The organism is Oxynema mangrovii CENA135 (genome assembly GCF_016632315.1).
GTDB lineage: Bacteria > Cyanobacteriota > Cyanobacteriia > Cyanobacteriales > Laspinemataceae > Oxynema > Oxynema aestuarii.
On the sequence record NZ_JAEOXH010000001.1, the window covers coordinates 136,330 to 151,692 of the forward strand.

The 15,363-nt window shown below is 51.2% G+C and carries 6 protein-coding genes, 2 tRNA genes and 3 rRNA genes; 3 read left to right on the forward strand and 8 right to left on the reverse strand.

What is annotated here, in order from left to right:
• The first annotated feature begins 243 nt into the window (after positions 1–243).
• Together JJD41_RS00530 and JJD41_RS00535 are read left to right on the forward strand one after the other, a co-directional pair.
• Entirely contained in the window at positions 244–1,740 is a 1,497-nt protein-coding gene (locus JJD41_RS00530) for a TM0106 family RecB-like putative nuclease (protein ID WP_200664249.1), read from the forward strand.
• A gap of 7 nt (positions 1,741–1,747) precedes the next feature.
• On the forward strand, positions 1,748–2,941 hold the full coding sequence (locus JJD41_RS00535; protein WP_200664250.1) for an esterase-like activity of phytase family protein: 1,194 nt from the start codon (positions 1,748–1,750) through the stop codon (positions 2,939–2,941).
• 9 nt (positions 2,942–2,950) lie between these two features.
• Here JJD41_RS00535 and JJD41_RS00540 read toward each other — a convergent pair whose 3' ends face one another.
• The 7 genes from JJD41_RS00540 to JJD41_RS00570 form a co-directional block, all read right to left on the reverse strand.
• A complete protein-coding gene (locus tag JJD41_RS00540) occupies positions 2,951–4,906 on the reverse strand; it encodes an NACHT domain-containing protein (RefSeq protein WP_200664251.1) in 1,956 nt (651 codons plus the stop codon).
• 310 nt (positions 4,907–5,216) lie between these two features.
• Positions 5,217–6,887, reverse strand: coding sequence for a DNA mismatch repair endonuclease MutL (gene mutL / locus JJD41_RS00545; protein WP_200664252.1), 1,671 nt, complete (start codon positions 6,885–6,887; stop codon positions 5,217–5,219).
• 184 nt (positions 6,888–7,071) lie between these two features.
• Positions 7,072–7,189 (reverse strand): 5S ribosomal RNA (gene rrf, locus JJD41_RS00550).
• A gap of 53 nt (positions 7,190–7,242) precedes the next feature.
• Positions 7,243–10,131 (reverse strand): 23S ribosomal RNA (locus JJD41_RS00555).
• 154 nt (positions 10,132–10,285) lie between these two features.
• Positions 10,286–10,358: transfer RNA gene (locus JJD41_RS00560), tRNA-Ala, on the reverse strand.
• 12 nt (positions 10,359–10,370) lie between these two features.
• Positions 10,371–10,444, reverse strand: a tRNA-Ile gene (locus JJD41_RS00565).
• A 131-nt stretch (positions 10,445–10,575) separates the two neighbouring features.
• Positions 10,576–12,065 (reverse strand): 16S ribosomal RNA (locus JJD41_RS00570).
• The 16S, 23S and 5S rRNA genes sit together here with 2 tRNA genes alongside, the layout of an rRNA operon.
• Positions 12,066–12,376: 311 nt before the next feature.
• On the opposite strand from JJD41_RS00570, the gene nadC reads away from it, so the two are divergent.
• Positions 12,377–13,237 (forward strand): carboxylating nicotinate-nucleotide diphosphorylase, encoded by an 861-nt coding sequence (nadC, locus tag JJD41_RS00575; protein WP_200664253.1) that lies wholly within the window; start codon positions 12,377–12,379, stop codon positions 13,235–13,237.
• 93 nt (positions 13,238–13,330) lie between these two features.
• Here nadC and JJD41_RS00580 read toward each other — a convergent pair whose 3' ends face one another.
• Positions 13,331–14,971 carry a WD40 domain-containing protein gene (locus JJD41_RS00580; RefSeq protein ID WP_234488446.1) on the reverse strand — a complete coding sequence of 547 codons (1,641 nt, stop codon included), beginning with the start codon at positions 14,969–14,971 and terminating at the stop codon, positions 13,331–13,333.
• Positions 14,972–15,363: the final 392 nt, after the last annotated feature.

Genomic DNA, 15,363 nt, shown 5'->3' on the forward strand with positions numbered 1-15,363 from the left:
TCGGATCGAGTCGATCTGTTTCGAGTTTAGCGGCTGTCTGGCACGCTTGGGGGATTGCGCGGTATGTTGGAGAGTGGATCGTTTGAAATTGTCCCCTTCCGAATGGGGTTTCGCGGATCGTCCTCTCGGGGTTGTCTGGCGATACGCCTCCGGCGTCGCTTGGCGAAGGCGTTCGGATTCGGAGAATTCAAATCGATCGAGGTGACCGGGATCTCCCGAGCGATCGTTGCCGATCTACAATTCATGCTGCTTACTGATTCTGTTCTGTTCGATTACCAACGTTGTCGGCGCCGTGCTTTTCTCAATCTCTATGGCGATCCGAGCGATCGCGATCCCCCAAACGATTTTCTGTTGAAACTGCAAGCAGACAGTCGCGACTATCAAAAAACGGTTTTGGAGTCCCAACCCCCTTACCAACGCCCCCAGTATCCGTACCGCGATTGGTTCGCCGGAGCTCGATCCACCCTGACGTTGATGGAACGGGGAATCGAGCAGATCTATCAAGGGGTGTTACTGGTCGAAACGGAAAACGGCACCACTCTGGTGAGTTGTCCGGATTTGTTAGTGAAAGAACCGGGGGAATCCCGCTTTGGATCGTGGCATTACATCCCCAAAGATATCAAGTTCAGCAAACGCCCCAAACGGGAATATCAAGTGATTGCGGCGTTTCACGCCCAATTGTTATCTGAAATTCAACAATGCTGGCCCGATCGCGCGACCCTGTTTTTCCGCGATCGCGACGAATATACTGTTTCTCTCTCCCAGTATTTGCCCCAAATGCGGCGTATTTTAGCCGAATGTCTGGCGATCTTAGAACGACGGGAGGAACCGGAAGTTTTTCTGGCGCGCCATCCGTGTTCTTTATGCGACTGGTTGAGCAGTTGCTACGCGATCGCCTCGGAAAATCAGCATTTGTCCCTGTTACCCGGTGTCACTCCCACCCGCTACCGCCAACTGCAACAAGCCCAAATTACCACTCTCGAAACCCTCGCCTCGACCCCGTGCGATCGGCTCGCGGCGGCGTTCGATCCGGCGACCACGGGAAATGTAGACCCCAAGGATATAGCGCGTTTGTTGGTCTTTCAGGCGCGCGCCGCCGTGGAAGGGTGCGCCTTGGTCAAACCGGACAGCACCGGGTTGACGGCGGCAGAACTCCCGGTCTCTCCGGTTGAATTATATTTCGATATCGAAGCTCAACCGGAATTGGGGTTAGATTTCTTACACGGCGTTTTAGTGGTAGACCGTCGCCCCCTCGATCGCGGCGATCGCCCCAAACAAACGTTTTATCCCTTTCTCGCCGAAAACCCCCAGGAGGAAGGTACGGTCTGGAACCAGTTTTTAGATTTAGTCTGGACTTATCCGATCGCCCCGATCTTCCACTTTTGCAACTACGAGGTCAAAGCGTTTCGCCAACTCGCCAAGCGGTATGGAACGCCCTCCCATCGCTGGCGTCCCGTTCTCAACCGCTTTATCGATATCCACGAACGCGTCACCCGCAGCGCCGTGCTTCCCGTGGAAAATTACGCCCTCAAATCGATCGCGCGCTGGGTCGGGTTCGAGTGGCGCGATCGCCGCGCCAGTGGTGCCCAATGTGTTTTTTGGTACGATCGCTGGCTCAAAACGGGCGATCGGGCCTATCTCGATTCGATCGCGATCTATAACGAGGATGACTGTCGCGCCACCTATTGGGTGAAAGATTGGTTAGTCGAGTTTTTACAAACGAATAACTATTATTCTTGACGACAACATGACGATCGAATTTCACCCCCCGGCGTTCGCTCGGCATCTCTGGAAGACGATTGCCCCTCGGACAAAAGCGCGATATTTGTATAAAGCCAATCTCTGTTTATTGTGCGCCGCGATCTCCCTGAGCGGTTGCGACGACCTGCCCCGAGGACGCGCCGAAAGTCAACCCCCCGCCCCCGCCGCGTTCGCCTTGCTCGGACAAGCCTCATTCCGCACGGGGACTGAGTTTGAAGGCACCGAAATCGGCGGCCTGTCCGGCATCACTTACGACAGCGAACGGGATCTTTACTATGCCATCTCCGACGACCGCCAAGCACCGGGATTTCCCCGCTTTTATACCCTCAACATCGACCTCGACCCTTTCGGCGTCACTCCTGTCGCCGTTACTCCCGTAACCGATAACAACGGTCGTCCTTTCGGCGAATTTCAAGTCGATTTGGAAGGAATTGCTCGGACAAGCGACCGCACTTTGTGGATATCTTCCGAAGGAGACCTCCGTTTTTCCGTGTCTCCCTTTCTCCAGTCGTTCTCCCTGTCCGGACAGGCGATCGCCTCGCTTCCCCTTCCCGAAAAGTTTTTACCCGATCGCGATCGTCGTCGAGGTATCCGTCATAATTTAGCCTTTGAAAGTCTCGCACTCACTCCTGACGGTCGCTACCTATTTTCGGCAACGGAAAATGCACTCGTCCAAGACGGACCGATCGCCGATACCCGTCAAGGATCTCCCTCACGTTTGCTCCGTTGCGATCTCGATCGCCAACGTTGCGATCGCGAATATCTTTATCTCACCGAGGCGATCGCCGACGAACCCAATCCCGCCGACGGTTTTAAAAGTAATGGTTTAGTCGAATTAGTCGCCTTAGACGAACGCCACCTGTTGAGTTTGGAACGGTCTTATTCCGCAGGCGTTGGCAATACTATTCGCTTATTTGCGATCGATTTAACGGCGGCGACCCCAATCGAACCGATCGACGCCCTTCAATGGCCCCTGGATCCGGCGATCGTCCCCGTCGAAAAACGTCTTCTTTTAGATTTAAACAGCTTGGGAATTCCCTTAGATAATCTCGAAGGGATGACCTGGGGACCCCCCTTACCCGACGGACGGCGATCGCTCGTGTTAGTTTCTGACAATAACTTCAATCCCTTTCAATTTACCCAAATCATCGTGTTTTCCGTCGATCCAGATTCACTTTAAAGGACTCGTTTAAGGACGACTGTTAATAAAATGCTCCTGAAAGAGTTCGTGGACGAATCGATAGCGATCTCCGATTTTCTGCAAAAACAAGCGCTCGGTCGCGTAATTGAGAAACCGTTTCAAGTTCCAAGGAATATCGCCTTTACGCCAGAGAATTAACCGCAAACTTAAATGTTTAATGCCCGGAAGTGCCGCCGCTAATGTGACTACCAATCCGAGAACCGGGAGGAGTTGACTCACTCGCAGAATCCCGGAAAAAATAGAGGGATCTTCGGCATTTTGAATCGCAAACCAAACCAGTTCGCTCACGCGCAAACTCAGCCAGCCAATTAAGGCACAAATAATCGGGGCGATCCACCACAACCACAAGTTTTTATCGGCAATGGGAGCGAGTTGTATTTTTTTAGAATAAGGCGCCATTGTTAAGATAAAAACGATCGTGGCGATCGCGAATAAAGGCAAGTATGTTTGAGTCTGACCGCTCCCATAGATGAGGGCAAAGATTAGAGTGTAGACTAAGGCTAAAAGGAGAAGTAAGGCGATCGGATATAAGGTATTGGAAGCGGGAGAATGGAGTAAAATTGGTGGAATTTCTTCGATCGCAAACTCGCTTTCTCGGCGCTCGACCAGGGTTTCTCCCAGCCATTTGAGCCATTGGCGCGTTTGGTGTGGCGTCGGTTCTTTCCCTTTTGCATACCAGTGGGAGCGATCGTGGGTCACGGACTGGCGACGAATAAAGGCATTTAAAACATATTCGGCGCGATCGTCAAAACAAGTTAAGCGTTTCCACGAATGAATGAGAATTTCTTCATAGGCTAAGGTCATTATATTGAGTAATAAGGGTTTTTTAGCCAACGCCAACAGTTCCGGGCTATCTTTAATGTTTTCCCAGAGTTCTCTACTTCTGGAGTTGAGCAAATAATCCTCAATTTGGTCAATTTTGAGCAGCCGCAATCCGATCGCCCCTCGCAAGCGTAAGCGCCGTTCGCATTTTTGATATAAATCCATTCGGTGACAAACAATTAAAGGTAAAGGTTTGCCATCGGCTTTACGTGCTTGGTTAATCGCGTGAATACAGTCTTCTTGGTTCGCAAGGTCGAGCCATTCTAGTCCATCGACTAGGGGAACGATCGCGCCGTTGTTTAGCCAAAATTTAACTTTTTCTCGGTTGATTTTATATTTTTTAGCGATGGTTTCTGCAAGCCAATCGATCGCGTTTGCTCCCCTTTGCCAGTCCGTTAATTCGACTAAGACCGGAAGAGGCGATCGATCGTCGGACTGTGCTTTTTTAGATAAGCTTTTTCCCAACTCTAATAAGGTCGTTGTTTTTCCCGCCCCCGATCCTCCTAAGATTAATAATTTTCCCGGAATTGTCCGGTCTTTAAAGAGATCTAACAGGTCGGCTTGTTTGTCAACTTTTTCTCTAGCTTTTTTACCTAATTTGAGTTCCACATCCCACAATCTTCGTGCTGTCGGCGTGCTACGATCGAGCGCCAAATTAGAGAAAACGGCATGATGGATCGACTGTTGCCAGCGCGATTCTATTTCACGATCGACGGCGGCTAAAAGTTGGCTTTTCTCGGAAATTGTTGCATGTTTCCACGCCGACCAACGTCTGACGACAATCGCGATTGCAGGTAGACCTGTCCCGAGAAAAAATAAGAGTAAAGATAAATAAATACTGGTTTGAGTAGAATTGAGATCTAAAGGCGCGATCGTCAAGTAAGCGTAAATGACGAAGTTGACGGAAAAAGGGAGTAAAGGAGCGCTCCAAAACCAGTTGAGTTCCGAAGCGCCGGGTAATTTCTCGATCGAGCCAAATATGAATGCAAAGCAAATGCTCAATAGAGCGATAACAACGGACAGATCGGGAAAATTGCCCAGTTGACGGACAATCGCGATCGTGACCAAGCCATTGAATAATATTGTCAGCAGACAGACAGAGGTCGGACGAATTTTAGGCATGGTAGATGTCACTCGTTGAGCGCAGTAATGATTACCAATTTACAGGCGAAATGGATATCTTGCACTCGGATCTTTATCTCAGTCAATTTTTCACTGTCTTGCGTAACCCTAGGGTCGGCGATCGTGACTGTGGCGGCGAGAATCGAACCCGGACTTTTTTCTAGACAATTTAGGCTCTATTTTGGCAGGTTCGGCGCGATCGTGAGGATTGGCACGGATAAGCGATCCATCCGGCAAAATTGCTGCATCTAACTTGTATCTAAGTTCTAAAGTCTCAACTCATGTTAATCGCGAATCCAGCACGAATTGATTAAATTCCGTGACTTTTACCGATAACCCACTGTCTGCGGAAAAAACGTGCCAAGCTGGATTCTTCTAAGGCTAAATAAATGGGTCGTCCGTGGGGACAGGTGTGGGGATGACGGGTTCGTTGCCAGCGATCGAGAATCGTTTGCATTTCGGGAACGGTTAAGGTCATGCCATTACGGATTGCACTCCGACAGGCGGTTGCAACTTGAGCCGCTTGCAAGTCTCCAGCGCAACTCAGTTCGATTAAAGCATCGCTACAATCGTCTCGTTCTGCTAACAGTTGAGGAACCGATCGAATTGCCCACAAATCATTACCAAAGGGCGTGACTTCGAGTCCTAAGCGATCGAGCTGTTCGAGTTGTCCGGTCGTGAGTTGGTTGAGAATAATGGGAGTTTCGACGGGAACAATTTGCCAGCGATCGCAAAGTTCTTCATACAAAATTCGCTCGTGAGCAATATGTTGCTCGATTAACCAAAGACCGTTTTCATGTTCGCCAACGATATAGGTTTTATTCACTTGTGCAACGGCTCGCAAGGGGATTAAAGCGGGTTGTTCGGCGATATTTTCTGGTTGTTCTGGGGATGAGTTTAGTTTTTTTTCAACGCGATACGCTGCTTTGTCTTCAGAAGCTTTGAGTAATTGAGTCGTTCGTTTTTGACTGTCAGGATCGAGGCTAGGATCGTTGAGTTTCAGGCATTGCGCGATGGTTTGTTTAACCCGTTCTTGCCAATCCGCTAAATCGTGCAAGTAGAGTTCGGTTTTAGCGGGATGTCGATTCCAATCAATTCGATCTGGGGGTAATTTGAGGTGTAAGAAGCAAATTGGATAGCGATCGCGCGGTAAGGTACGGGCAAAGCTTGAAATAATGATTTGTTCTAATTCTCGGCAGCGAACGACTCGACCGTTAACGGCTACTTTGATCCAATCCGGTCGGCGTCGATGAGCGCGATCGGGCAATCCTAAAATGAGGTCGATGGTTCCGTTTTCGAGGCGCAATTGTTCGGATTTGAGGTCGCTGAGATCGAGATTTCCTAAAATTTGAGGTAACCTTTCTCGGGGACTTTTGACAGAAGTGAGGGTCATCCATCGGCGATCGTTTTGGTTGACAATCCAGGTTACGTGAGGGTGACACAAGGCCATTTGCTGAAGGGTTAGCTGTACGGCTTTTAATTGTTGAGAGATTGAAGGTAGTCCCTGACGCCGTGCTTCCCAATTGGCAAATAAATTAGAAACGTTCACAATTGTACCGGGGGCGATCGCTGTCGGTTCGATGTCTACGGGCAATCCTTGCTCGTCATAGGTGATATGCCACGCTTCTCCATCGCGCGATCGACTGAAAATGTCTAATTTTGCCAAATGCGCTAAACTGTAAAGCGCTTCACCGCGAAAGCCCAAGGTTTTAATCTCGGACAAATCCGTTAAATTGTGAATTTTGCTAGTCGTATGCGCCGCAGCCGCTAATTTTAAATTCTCTAAATTCATGCCACCGCCATTATCGACGACTCTCAGGCTCCAGCGATCGAGCCACAGTGAAATCACGATGCGAGTAGCATCAGCATCTATGGCATTTTCTATAAGTTCTCGAAGAGCTGCGGAGATCGAATCAATGACCTCTCCAGCCGCGATCGTGTAGACAACTTCCCTAGGTAAATATTGAATAGAAGATGCCATGAACTCCTAAATTATTGTATTGATGTTTAATGATGTTTAATTAATCTCTATTTTTCCTGTTTATTTCTAGCTTCTTTTACCCGATATAGCTACTTACTAACTAACTGCTGATTTTTCAAAACAACAATAGCCCCTTTATCCAACTAGAAAAACCTAGGAATAAAGGGGCTATCATCATTAAAGAACCGGGCAGCGAGCTATTGTCCCAGGAGGCAACCCTCCAAGTATCGTGGCCGTACTTGAGTTTCACAACCGAGTTCGGGAAGGGATCGGAGTGGGGCCTCAAGGCCATAGGCACCCGGAAAGAGAATGAAGGAAAAACCTTCAAAAAAGCAAAGACAACCAAGAGAGAAAAGAGGTCAAGCGCTCGGTCGGTTAGTACGTCTCGGCTACATCCCTCGCAGGACTTCCACCTAACGCCTATCAACGGGTAATCTGCCCGGGACCTTACTGGATTAACTCCACCAGAGCACTCATCTTGAGGTGGGCTTCCCACTTAGATGCTTTCAGCGGTTATCCACGCCACACATGGCTACCCTGCGTCTACCGTTGGCACGATAACAGGTACACCAGCGGTGTGTCCCTCCCGGTCCTCTCGTACTAAGGAGGGCGCCTCTCAATGCTCTTACGCCTGCACCGGATATGGACCGAACTGTCTCACGACGTTCTGAACCCAGCTCACGTACCGCTTTAATGGGCGAACAGCCCAACCCTTGGGACGTACTTCCGCCCCAGGTTGCGATGAGCCGACATCGAGGTGCCAAACCTCCCCGTCGATGTGAACTCTTGGGGGAGATCAGCCTGTTATCCCTAGAGTAACTTTTATCCGTTGAGCGACGGCCCTTCCACTCGGAACCGTCGGATCACTAAGGCCGACTTTCGTCCCTGCTCGACTTGTAGGTCTCGCAGTCAAGCTCCCTTGTGCCTTTACACTCGACGGCTGATTTCCAACCAGCCTGAGGGAACCTTTGCGCGCCTCCGTTACCTTTTAGGAGGCGACCGCCCCAGTCAAACTGCCCACCTGAAACGGTTCCCCGCCCCGCTTAGGGGTCGAGGTTAGACTTCTAGCTTCGCCAGAGTGGTATCTCACCGGATGGCTCCAGTTTCCCCGCAAGGAAACCTTCCACGCCTCCCACCTATGCTGCGCAAGCGAAGCCCGAAGCCAATTCCAGGCTACAGTAAAGCTTCATAGGGTCTTTCTGTCCAGGTGCAGGGAGTCCGTATCTTCACAGACAATCCTATTTCGCCGAGCCTCTCTCCGAGACAGCGCCCAGATCGTTACGCCTTTCGTGCGGGTCGGAACTTACCCGACAAGGAATTTCGCTACCTTAGGACCGTTATAGTTACGGCCGCCGTTCACCGGGGCTTCGGTCGCCAGCTTTACCCCGCAGGGCTGACCGACTTCCTTAACCTTCCGGCACTGGGCAGGCGTCAGCCTCCATACAGCGTCTTGCGACTTGGCGGAGACCTGTGTTTTTGGTAAACAGTCGCCTGGGCCTCTTCACTGCGACCCCCCATCAGGGGGCACCCCTTCTCCCGAAGTTACGGGGCCATTTTGCCGAGTTCCTTAGAGAGAGTTAGCTCGCGCCCCTCGGTTTTCTCAACCTCCCTACCTGTGTCGGTTTCGGGTACAGGGAATTGAAGCTTATGGCGGTTGGGGCTTTTCTTGGAAGTTCGATCTGTACCACTTCGACCTCGTAAGGTCTCGTACTCGTGCCTTAACTCCCGACGTTTTCGCCGTCGGTCTTCGTCTCGAACACTTGAACCGGTAACCAACTTCCGGCTGGTCTCGACCCGCTCCGTCCTCCCGCGCCAACTTCAATCCGTACGGGAATGTTCACCCGTTGTCCATCGACTACGCCTTTCGGCCTCGCCTTAGGTCCTGACTAACCCTCCGCGGACGAACCTGCCGGAGGAACCCTTAGGGTTTCGGGGCATTGGATTCTCACCAATGTTTGCGCTACTCAAGCCGACATTCTCACTTCCCCGACGTCCACACCTGCTCTCGCTAGTGCTTCTCCCGTCGGGGAACGCTCCCCTACCAACGATTGCTCGTTCCACAGCTTCGGTAGACCGCTTAGCCCCGTTCATTTTCGGCGCCAGAGCGCTTGACCAGTGAGCTATTACGCACTCTTTCAAGGGTGGCTGCTTCTAGGCCAACCTCCTGGTTGTCTTTGCACTCTCACCTCCTTAATCACTGAGCGGTCATTTGGGGACCTTAGCTGGTGGTCTGGGCTGTTTCCCTTTCGACGATGAAGCTTATCCCCCACCGTCTCACTGGCCGAGTTCTTGACGAGTATTCTGAGTTTGTCTCGATTTGGTACCGCTCTCGCAGCCCGCACCGAAACAGTGCTTTACCCCTCGTCATCATCTTCGACCGCTGCGCCTCAACGCATTTCGGGGAGAACCAGCTAGCTCCGGGTTCGATTGGCATTTCACCCCTAACCACACCTCATCCGCCGATTTTTCAACATCGGTCGGTTCGGACCTCCACTTGGTGTTACCCAAGCTTCATCCTGGACATGGTTAGATCACCCGGGTTCGGGTCTATTAAACGAGACTGTTAACGCCCTGTTCGGACTCGCTTTCGCTCGGGCTGCGGCTCTTTGGCCTTAACCTAGCCTCGTCTAATAACTCGCCGGCTCATTCTTCAACAGGCACGCGGTCAGACGTTTAATCGTCCTCCCACTGCTTGTAGGCTAACGGGTTCAGGTTCTATTTCACTCCCCTGCTCGGGGTTCTTTTCACCTTTCCCTCACGGTACTGTTTCTCTATCGGTCACGTCGGAGTATTTAGCCTTACGAGGTGGTCCTCGCTGATTCACACGGAATTCCACGGGCTCCGTGCTACTCGGGATTCGGCTGAGGCGTTGGCGGTTTCGACTACGGGACTTTCACCCCCTCTGGTGCGGTATTCAGCCGCTTCGTCTACTGCCTCGGCTCTCGTTGTTGCCGTCCCACGACCCCGATGACTTAATGTCTTCGGTTTAGGCTGTTCCCGCTTCGCTCGCCGCTACTGAGGGAATCGATTTTTCTTTCTGTTCCTCTGGTTACTAAGATGTTTCAGTTCGCCAGGTTCGCTCGTTCCCGTCTATGGATTCGACGGGTCGTGCTTGGGGTTGCCCCATTCGGAGACCTCCGGCTCGATGCTTGTTTCCAGCTCCCCGGAGCGTTTCGTCGGTCACCACGTCCTTCTTCGCCTCGACGTGCCTAGGGATCCACCGTTAGCCCTTTGTAGCTTGACCACTTTTGGCTTTTCTAGGATTTTTTTCCCTATGCTTTTCTCTTGGTGTCTATGCTTTTTTCAAGGTTCTTTGCTGGCTTTCAATCCAGCAGTCCGTTTCTCTGCTCGAGTTGACGGGTGCTGTTTTGAATTCCCTTTGACTTTGATTCGTTAGGTGGAGGTAAGCGGACTCGAACCGCTGGCATCTGCCTTGCAAAGGCAGCGCTCTACCCACTGAGCTATACCCCCTCCGGTTCTAGGTGGGCCATCCTGGACTCGAACCAGGGACCTCACCCTTATCAGGGGTGCGCTCTAACCACCTGAGCTAATAGCCCTCGCTGCGAACCGCACGAAGAGTTTGACAGTTCTTTTTTGATCTTCCTTCTTTGACCTCGACCGACCTCGGGATGCTTTGGTTTGAGGGGCTCTTTTTGGCTCTCCCTGTTTCCAAAGTTGGGTCTCCCTTAAAGGAGGTGATCCAGCCACACCTTCCGGTACGGCTACCTTGTTACGACTTCACCCCAGTCATCAGCCCGGCCTTCGGCATCCCCCTCCTTTTACGGTTAGGGTAATGACTTCGGGCCTGGCCAACTTCCATGGTGTGACGGGCGGTGTGTACAAGGCCCGGGAACGTATTCACCGCCGTATGCTGACCGGCGATTACTAGCGATTCCTCCTTCATGCAGGCGAGTTGCAGCCTGCAATCCGAACTGGGGCAAGGTTTTCGAGATTCGCTTGCACTTGCGCGCTTGCTGCTCTTTGTCCTTCCCATTGTAGTACGTGTGTAGCCCAGGACGTAAGGGGCATGCTGACTTGACGTCATCCCCACCTTCCTCCGGTTTGTCACCGGCAGTCTCCCTAGAGTTCCCACCTTCGTGCTGGCAACTAAGGACGAGGGTTGCGCTCGTTGCGGGACTTAACCCAACATCTCACGACACGAGCTGACGACAGCCATGCACCACCTGTGTTCGCGCTCCCTAAGGCACCCCCAGGTTTCCCCGGGGTTCGCGACATGTCAAGCCCTGGTAAGGTTCTTCGCGTTGCATCGAATTAAACCACATACTCCACCGCTTGTGCGGGCCCCCGTCAATTCCTTTGAGTTTCACACTTGCGTGCGTACTCCCCAGGCGGGAGACTTAACGCGTTAGCTCCGGCACGGCCCGGGTCGATACAGGCCACACCTAGTCTCCATCGTTTACAGCTAGGACTACAGGGGTATCTAATCCCTTTCGCTCCCCTAGCTTTCGTCCCTCAGTGTCAGTTTCGGCCTAGCAGAGCGCTTTCGCCACCGGTGTTCTTCCCAATCTCTACGCATTTCACCGCTACACTGGGAATTCCCTCTGCCCCTACCGTACTCTAGCCTTTCAGTTTCCACAGCCTTTTCGGGGTTGAGCCCCGACCTTTGACTGCAGACTTGAATGGCCACCTGCGGACCCTTTACGCCCAATAATTCCGGATAACGCTTGCCTCCTCCGTCTTACCGCGGCTGCTGGCACGGAGTTAGCCGAGGCTTTTTCCTCGGGTACCGTCAGTTCTTCTTCCCCGAGAAAAGGAGTTTACAACCCAAGGGCCTTCCTCCCCCACGCGGTCTTGCTCCGTCAGGCTTTCGCCCATTGCGGAAAATTCCCCACTGCTGCCTCCCGTAGGAGTCTGGGCCGTGTCTCAGTCCCAGTGTGGCTGCTCGTCCTCTCAGACCAGCTACCGATCGTTGCCTTGGTAGGCTTTTACCCTCCCAACTAGCTAATCGGACGCGAGCTCTTCTGTAGGCGGTTTCCTTTTTACCTCTCGGCTCATTGGGTATTAGCTGTCGTTTCCAACAGTTATCCCCATCCTTCAGGTAGATTCTCACGCGTTACTCACCCGTCCGCCACTGACTTCCGAGGAAGTCCGTTCGACTTGCATGTGTTAAGCAGACCGCCAGCGTTCATCCTGAGCCAGGATCAAACTCTCCGTGTTATCCTCTTGTTAATGAGGACGGAAGAGCTGATTTGCTCTTGGTTCTTTGAGGTCGTTTTTCAGACCTCTTTTTAGTTATTTTGACGAGGTTTTTGTCGGTCAATCCGACTGTCAAACTCTTGTGTTGTCTAGGTTCGGTCGCTCGGTCGCGGCGCGCTGCCGCTTTCGAGCGCTTTACTAATCTAGCAATCCCCTCTGCCTCTGTCAACCCTTTTTTTGAACTTTTTTTGGAGATGGCTGGAAAGCTTGTCATAGCTGGGGCGAAGGATGAATAATCGGGGGGTAATGCTTGAGAGTTCGATCGCGCGCAGATGGCAGTTTTACCGCATCGCTTGATTGTAGATAGGTTGCTAGAACAGTGGTTGTTGGAAGATCTGGGTCGAGGAGACCGTGCGAGTCAGGTTTTGCTGGCTGCACAAGCACGACGATCGCACGTCGCGCGATGGACCGTCAAAGCTGCGGGAACGATCGCCGGACTCCCATTCGCCCGTAGAGTTTTTGAATTGCTCGATCCGTCAATCCAATTTGAACCCTTAGTAACAGAAGGGCAACATTGCCGGGCTTCAGAACCGATCGCCCAACTGACGGGAAGCGCAGATACTTTATTAATCGGCGAGCGGGTGGCTCTCAACTTAGTCATGCGCTTGAGTGGGATTGCAACAGTGACGCGACAGTATGCCGATCGCATCGCCGATCTGCCGACCCACTTAGTTGATACGCGCAAAACCACACCCGGATTGAGAATTCTGGAAAAATACGCCTCTCAAGTGGGTGGGGCGCTCAACCACCGCATGGGACTCGACGATGCCGTCATGATCAAAGACAACCATATTATTGCTGCGGGTGGGATCGCCAAAGCCGTAACTCGCCTGCGGGCCGAACTACCTTATCCCCTGAGTATAGAAGTCGAGACCGAAACCCTCGAACAAGTTCGCGAAGCACTCGACTGTGACGTTGAGATCATCATGCTCGATAACATGCGGTGCGATCGCATGAAAGAAGCCGTCGCCATCATTCGCACACAAAACCCGCGCATCAAAATCGAAGCCTCCGGGAACGTCACCCTCGAAACCATTCGCGCCGTCGCCGAAACAGGAGTGGACTATATCTCAACCAGCGCCCCCATCACCCGTTCGTCCTGGCTCGACATCAGCATGAAACTGCTCGATTAACCCGTATTTCCCTCAAGCTTATAACTTAGTTCCCCGACAAGCTTATAACTTAATGCCCCGAAATTCGATCGCCGTTCGTTATTCAATCGCCCCTTAGCGCATCATCCGCCAAATCTTAATCGTTTTATCGTGACTCGCACTGGTCAAAAGCTGACCGTCCGGACTGAACGCCACCGCATTGACCGAATCGAAATGACCCGTCAGCGTCCCTATCAATTGCCCACTGCCCAAGTGCCAGAGTTTAATCGTTTTATCATGACTGCCACTGGCTAAAATCGGCGATCGCGGACTGACCGCCACACATAAAACTTCGGCGGAATGACCCGTCAGCGTGCGTGTGGGAGCGGGTCGAGTCCCCGCTTCCAGGGTACTAGTTTCCAACTGCCACAACTTGATCGTCTCATCCCGACTGGCACTTGCCAACGTCCGTCCGTCCGGACTGAACGTCACTGAAGTCACCGCCGCATTCCCAATCAACGTTCGCAATAACTTCCTCGTACTCACCTGCCAGAGTTTAATCGTTTTATCCGCGCTACCCGTCGCCAAAATTTTGCCATCCGGACTGAACGCAACCGAATAAACAAAACCCGAATGTCCGATTAACGTTTCTAGCAATTCGCCACTACTAACATCCCATAACTTCACCGTTTGATCGCCACTGCCACTCGCCAAAAAGCGACCGTCCGGACTAAACGCCACGGAATAAATCGGCACGGAATGGCCCGTTAAAATTCGATTAGATTGTGAATCACTCAAATGCCAAAGACGGACCGTGTAATCGACACAACCCGTCGCTAAAAATTGGCGATCCGGACTGATAGCCACGGAATACACTGAAGCCGAACGGTTATTGAGAGTGTAGGGAGAACGATGCACTTGACCGTTATTACCGAGATACCAAAGATTGATCGTTTTATCCCAACTCCCACTCACTAAAATATAACTAGAGCGTTGAGTTCGTTCCGCCAATTGTTGGGCGTAAGTAATAGAAACGACGGAATCGGAATGAGCCGTTAATGTATTGACGCATTTCCAAACGATCGGTTCGCGAGGGGAGGGAGAATTACCCGAAATAGGTTGAGGGAGAGAGCGGTTCGATTCGCTCGATGCAGAACGGTTATTTTCCGGGGAGTTACCGTTAATTTTTGGGGCAAAACTTTGGGTTTGCGCGGTTTGACTTGACCGATCGATCGCCCCAGGTCGAACAGGATCGGGAGTCGCACTCGAAGGAGAATCGAGTAAATCTAAAAGGCGATCGACTTGAGTATCAGTTTGAGCTAAGCCACTATCCGAAGAAGTCATTCTAGCCGCATCTACCTCATCTCCACTTAACGCTTTCGACTCAAGGGGATACATCATTTCGGCGCGCAACTGTTGAACGTCAAAATCGATCGCCTGGATCAAACATAAATACTTTTGGGGATATCTCAACAAGTGGATAAAATTTTGTTGAATTCCCTGAAGATCTTGAAAAGAGTTGGCAAAGAGAGGAGACTTACTAAAAATTTGCAGTTCTTGTTCGAGAATTTTGTAAATTGTGCTATTGCTCCGAAGACGCTCACCCAAATGTAAGCTCGTACAGACGAGCCAATCTTGCTCGAATCCATAGCGAAATTGAACGGGGAGAGCGTCGAGATAAAAATTCGACTCGATCCCTTTTTTTAAACTACTCAAAGCTTGACTTTGCTCTCTAACCGATAAGCGAGCGATTTCTTCAGCTCGAAAAAAAATCATTTTATTTTTGTTTTTGCTCGCATCTAATCCTCCCGATTGCGGCAAATTGTTTTGTTTTTTGAGATAATTTACCCTTCTTTTCAACCAAGCATAAATTTGTTTTTGATGGGCAGGAGTAACGCGATCTATATGGAGAGAAATAGCTAAATTTATCGCATAGATCGCCGCATCTAAAACCACCTTTTTAAAGGCATGATCGGTATTTCTTAAAGCCCGATTTCGCCCGGAAACAAACAATTGGCAAAGATCTTCGGACGACAGTTTTCCCAAACTGTCAGCTTCTAGAGATCCGGTGATTCTCCCTCCAAAAAGCAACGTTCCCAAAATCAAACTGTAAAGTTCGTCTAGCACCAATGGTCTCCTGCTAGGGTGTTATAAATAATCCTCCAATC

Bases quoted from the DNA above. Each gene is read 5' to 3' on its own strand.
- JJD41_RS00530 (WP_200664249.1), top strand. From the start codon at position 244: ATGCTGCTTACTGATTCTGTTCTGTTCGATTACCAACGTTGTCGGCGC.
- JJD41_RS00535 (WP_200664250.1), top strand. From the start codon at position 1,748: ATGACGATCGAATTTCACCCCCCGGCGTTCGCTCGGCATCTCTGGAAG.
- JJD41_RS00540 (WP_200664251.1), bottom strand. From the start codon at position 4,906: ATGCCTAAAATTCGTCCGACCTCTGTCTGTCTGCTGACAATATTATTC.
- mutL (WP_200664252.1), bottom strand. From the start codon at position 6,887: ATGGCATCTTCTATTCAATATTTACCTAGGGAAGTTGTCTACACGATC.
- nadC (WP_200664253.1), top strand. From the start codon at position 12,377: ATGGCAGTTTTACCGCATCGCTTGATTGTAGATAGGTTGCTAGAACAG.
- JJD41_RS00580 (WP_234488446.1), bottom strand. From the start codon at position 14,971: ATGATTTTTTTTCGAGCTGAAGAAATCGCTCGCTTATCGGTTAGAGAG.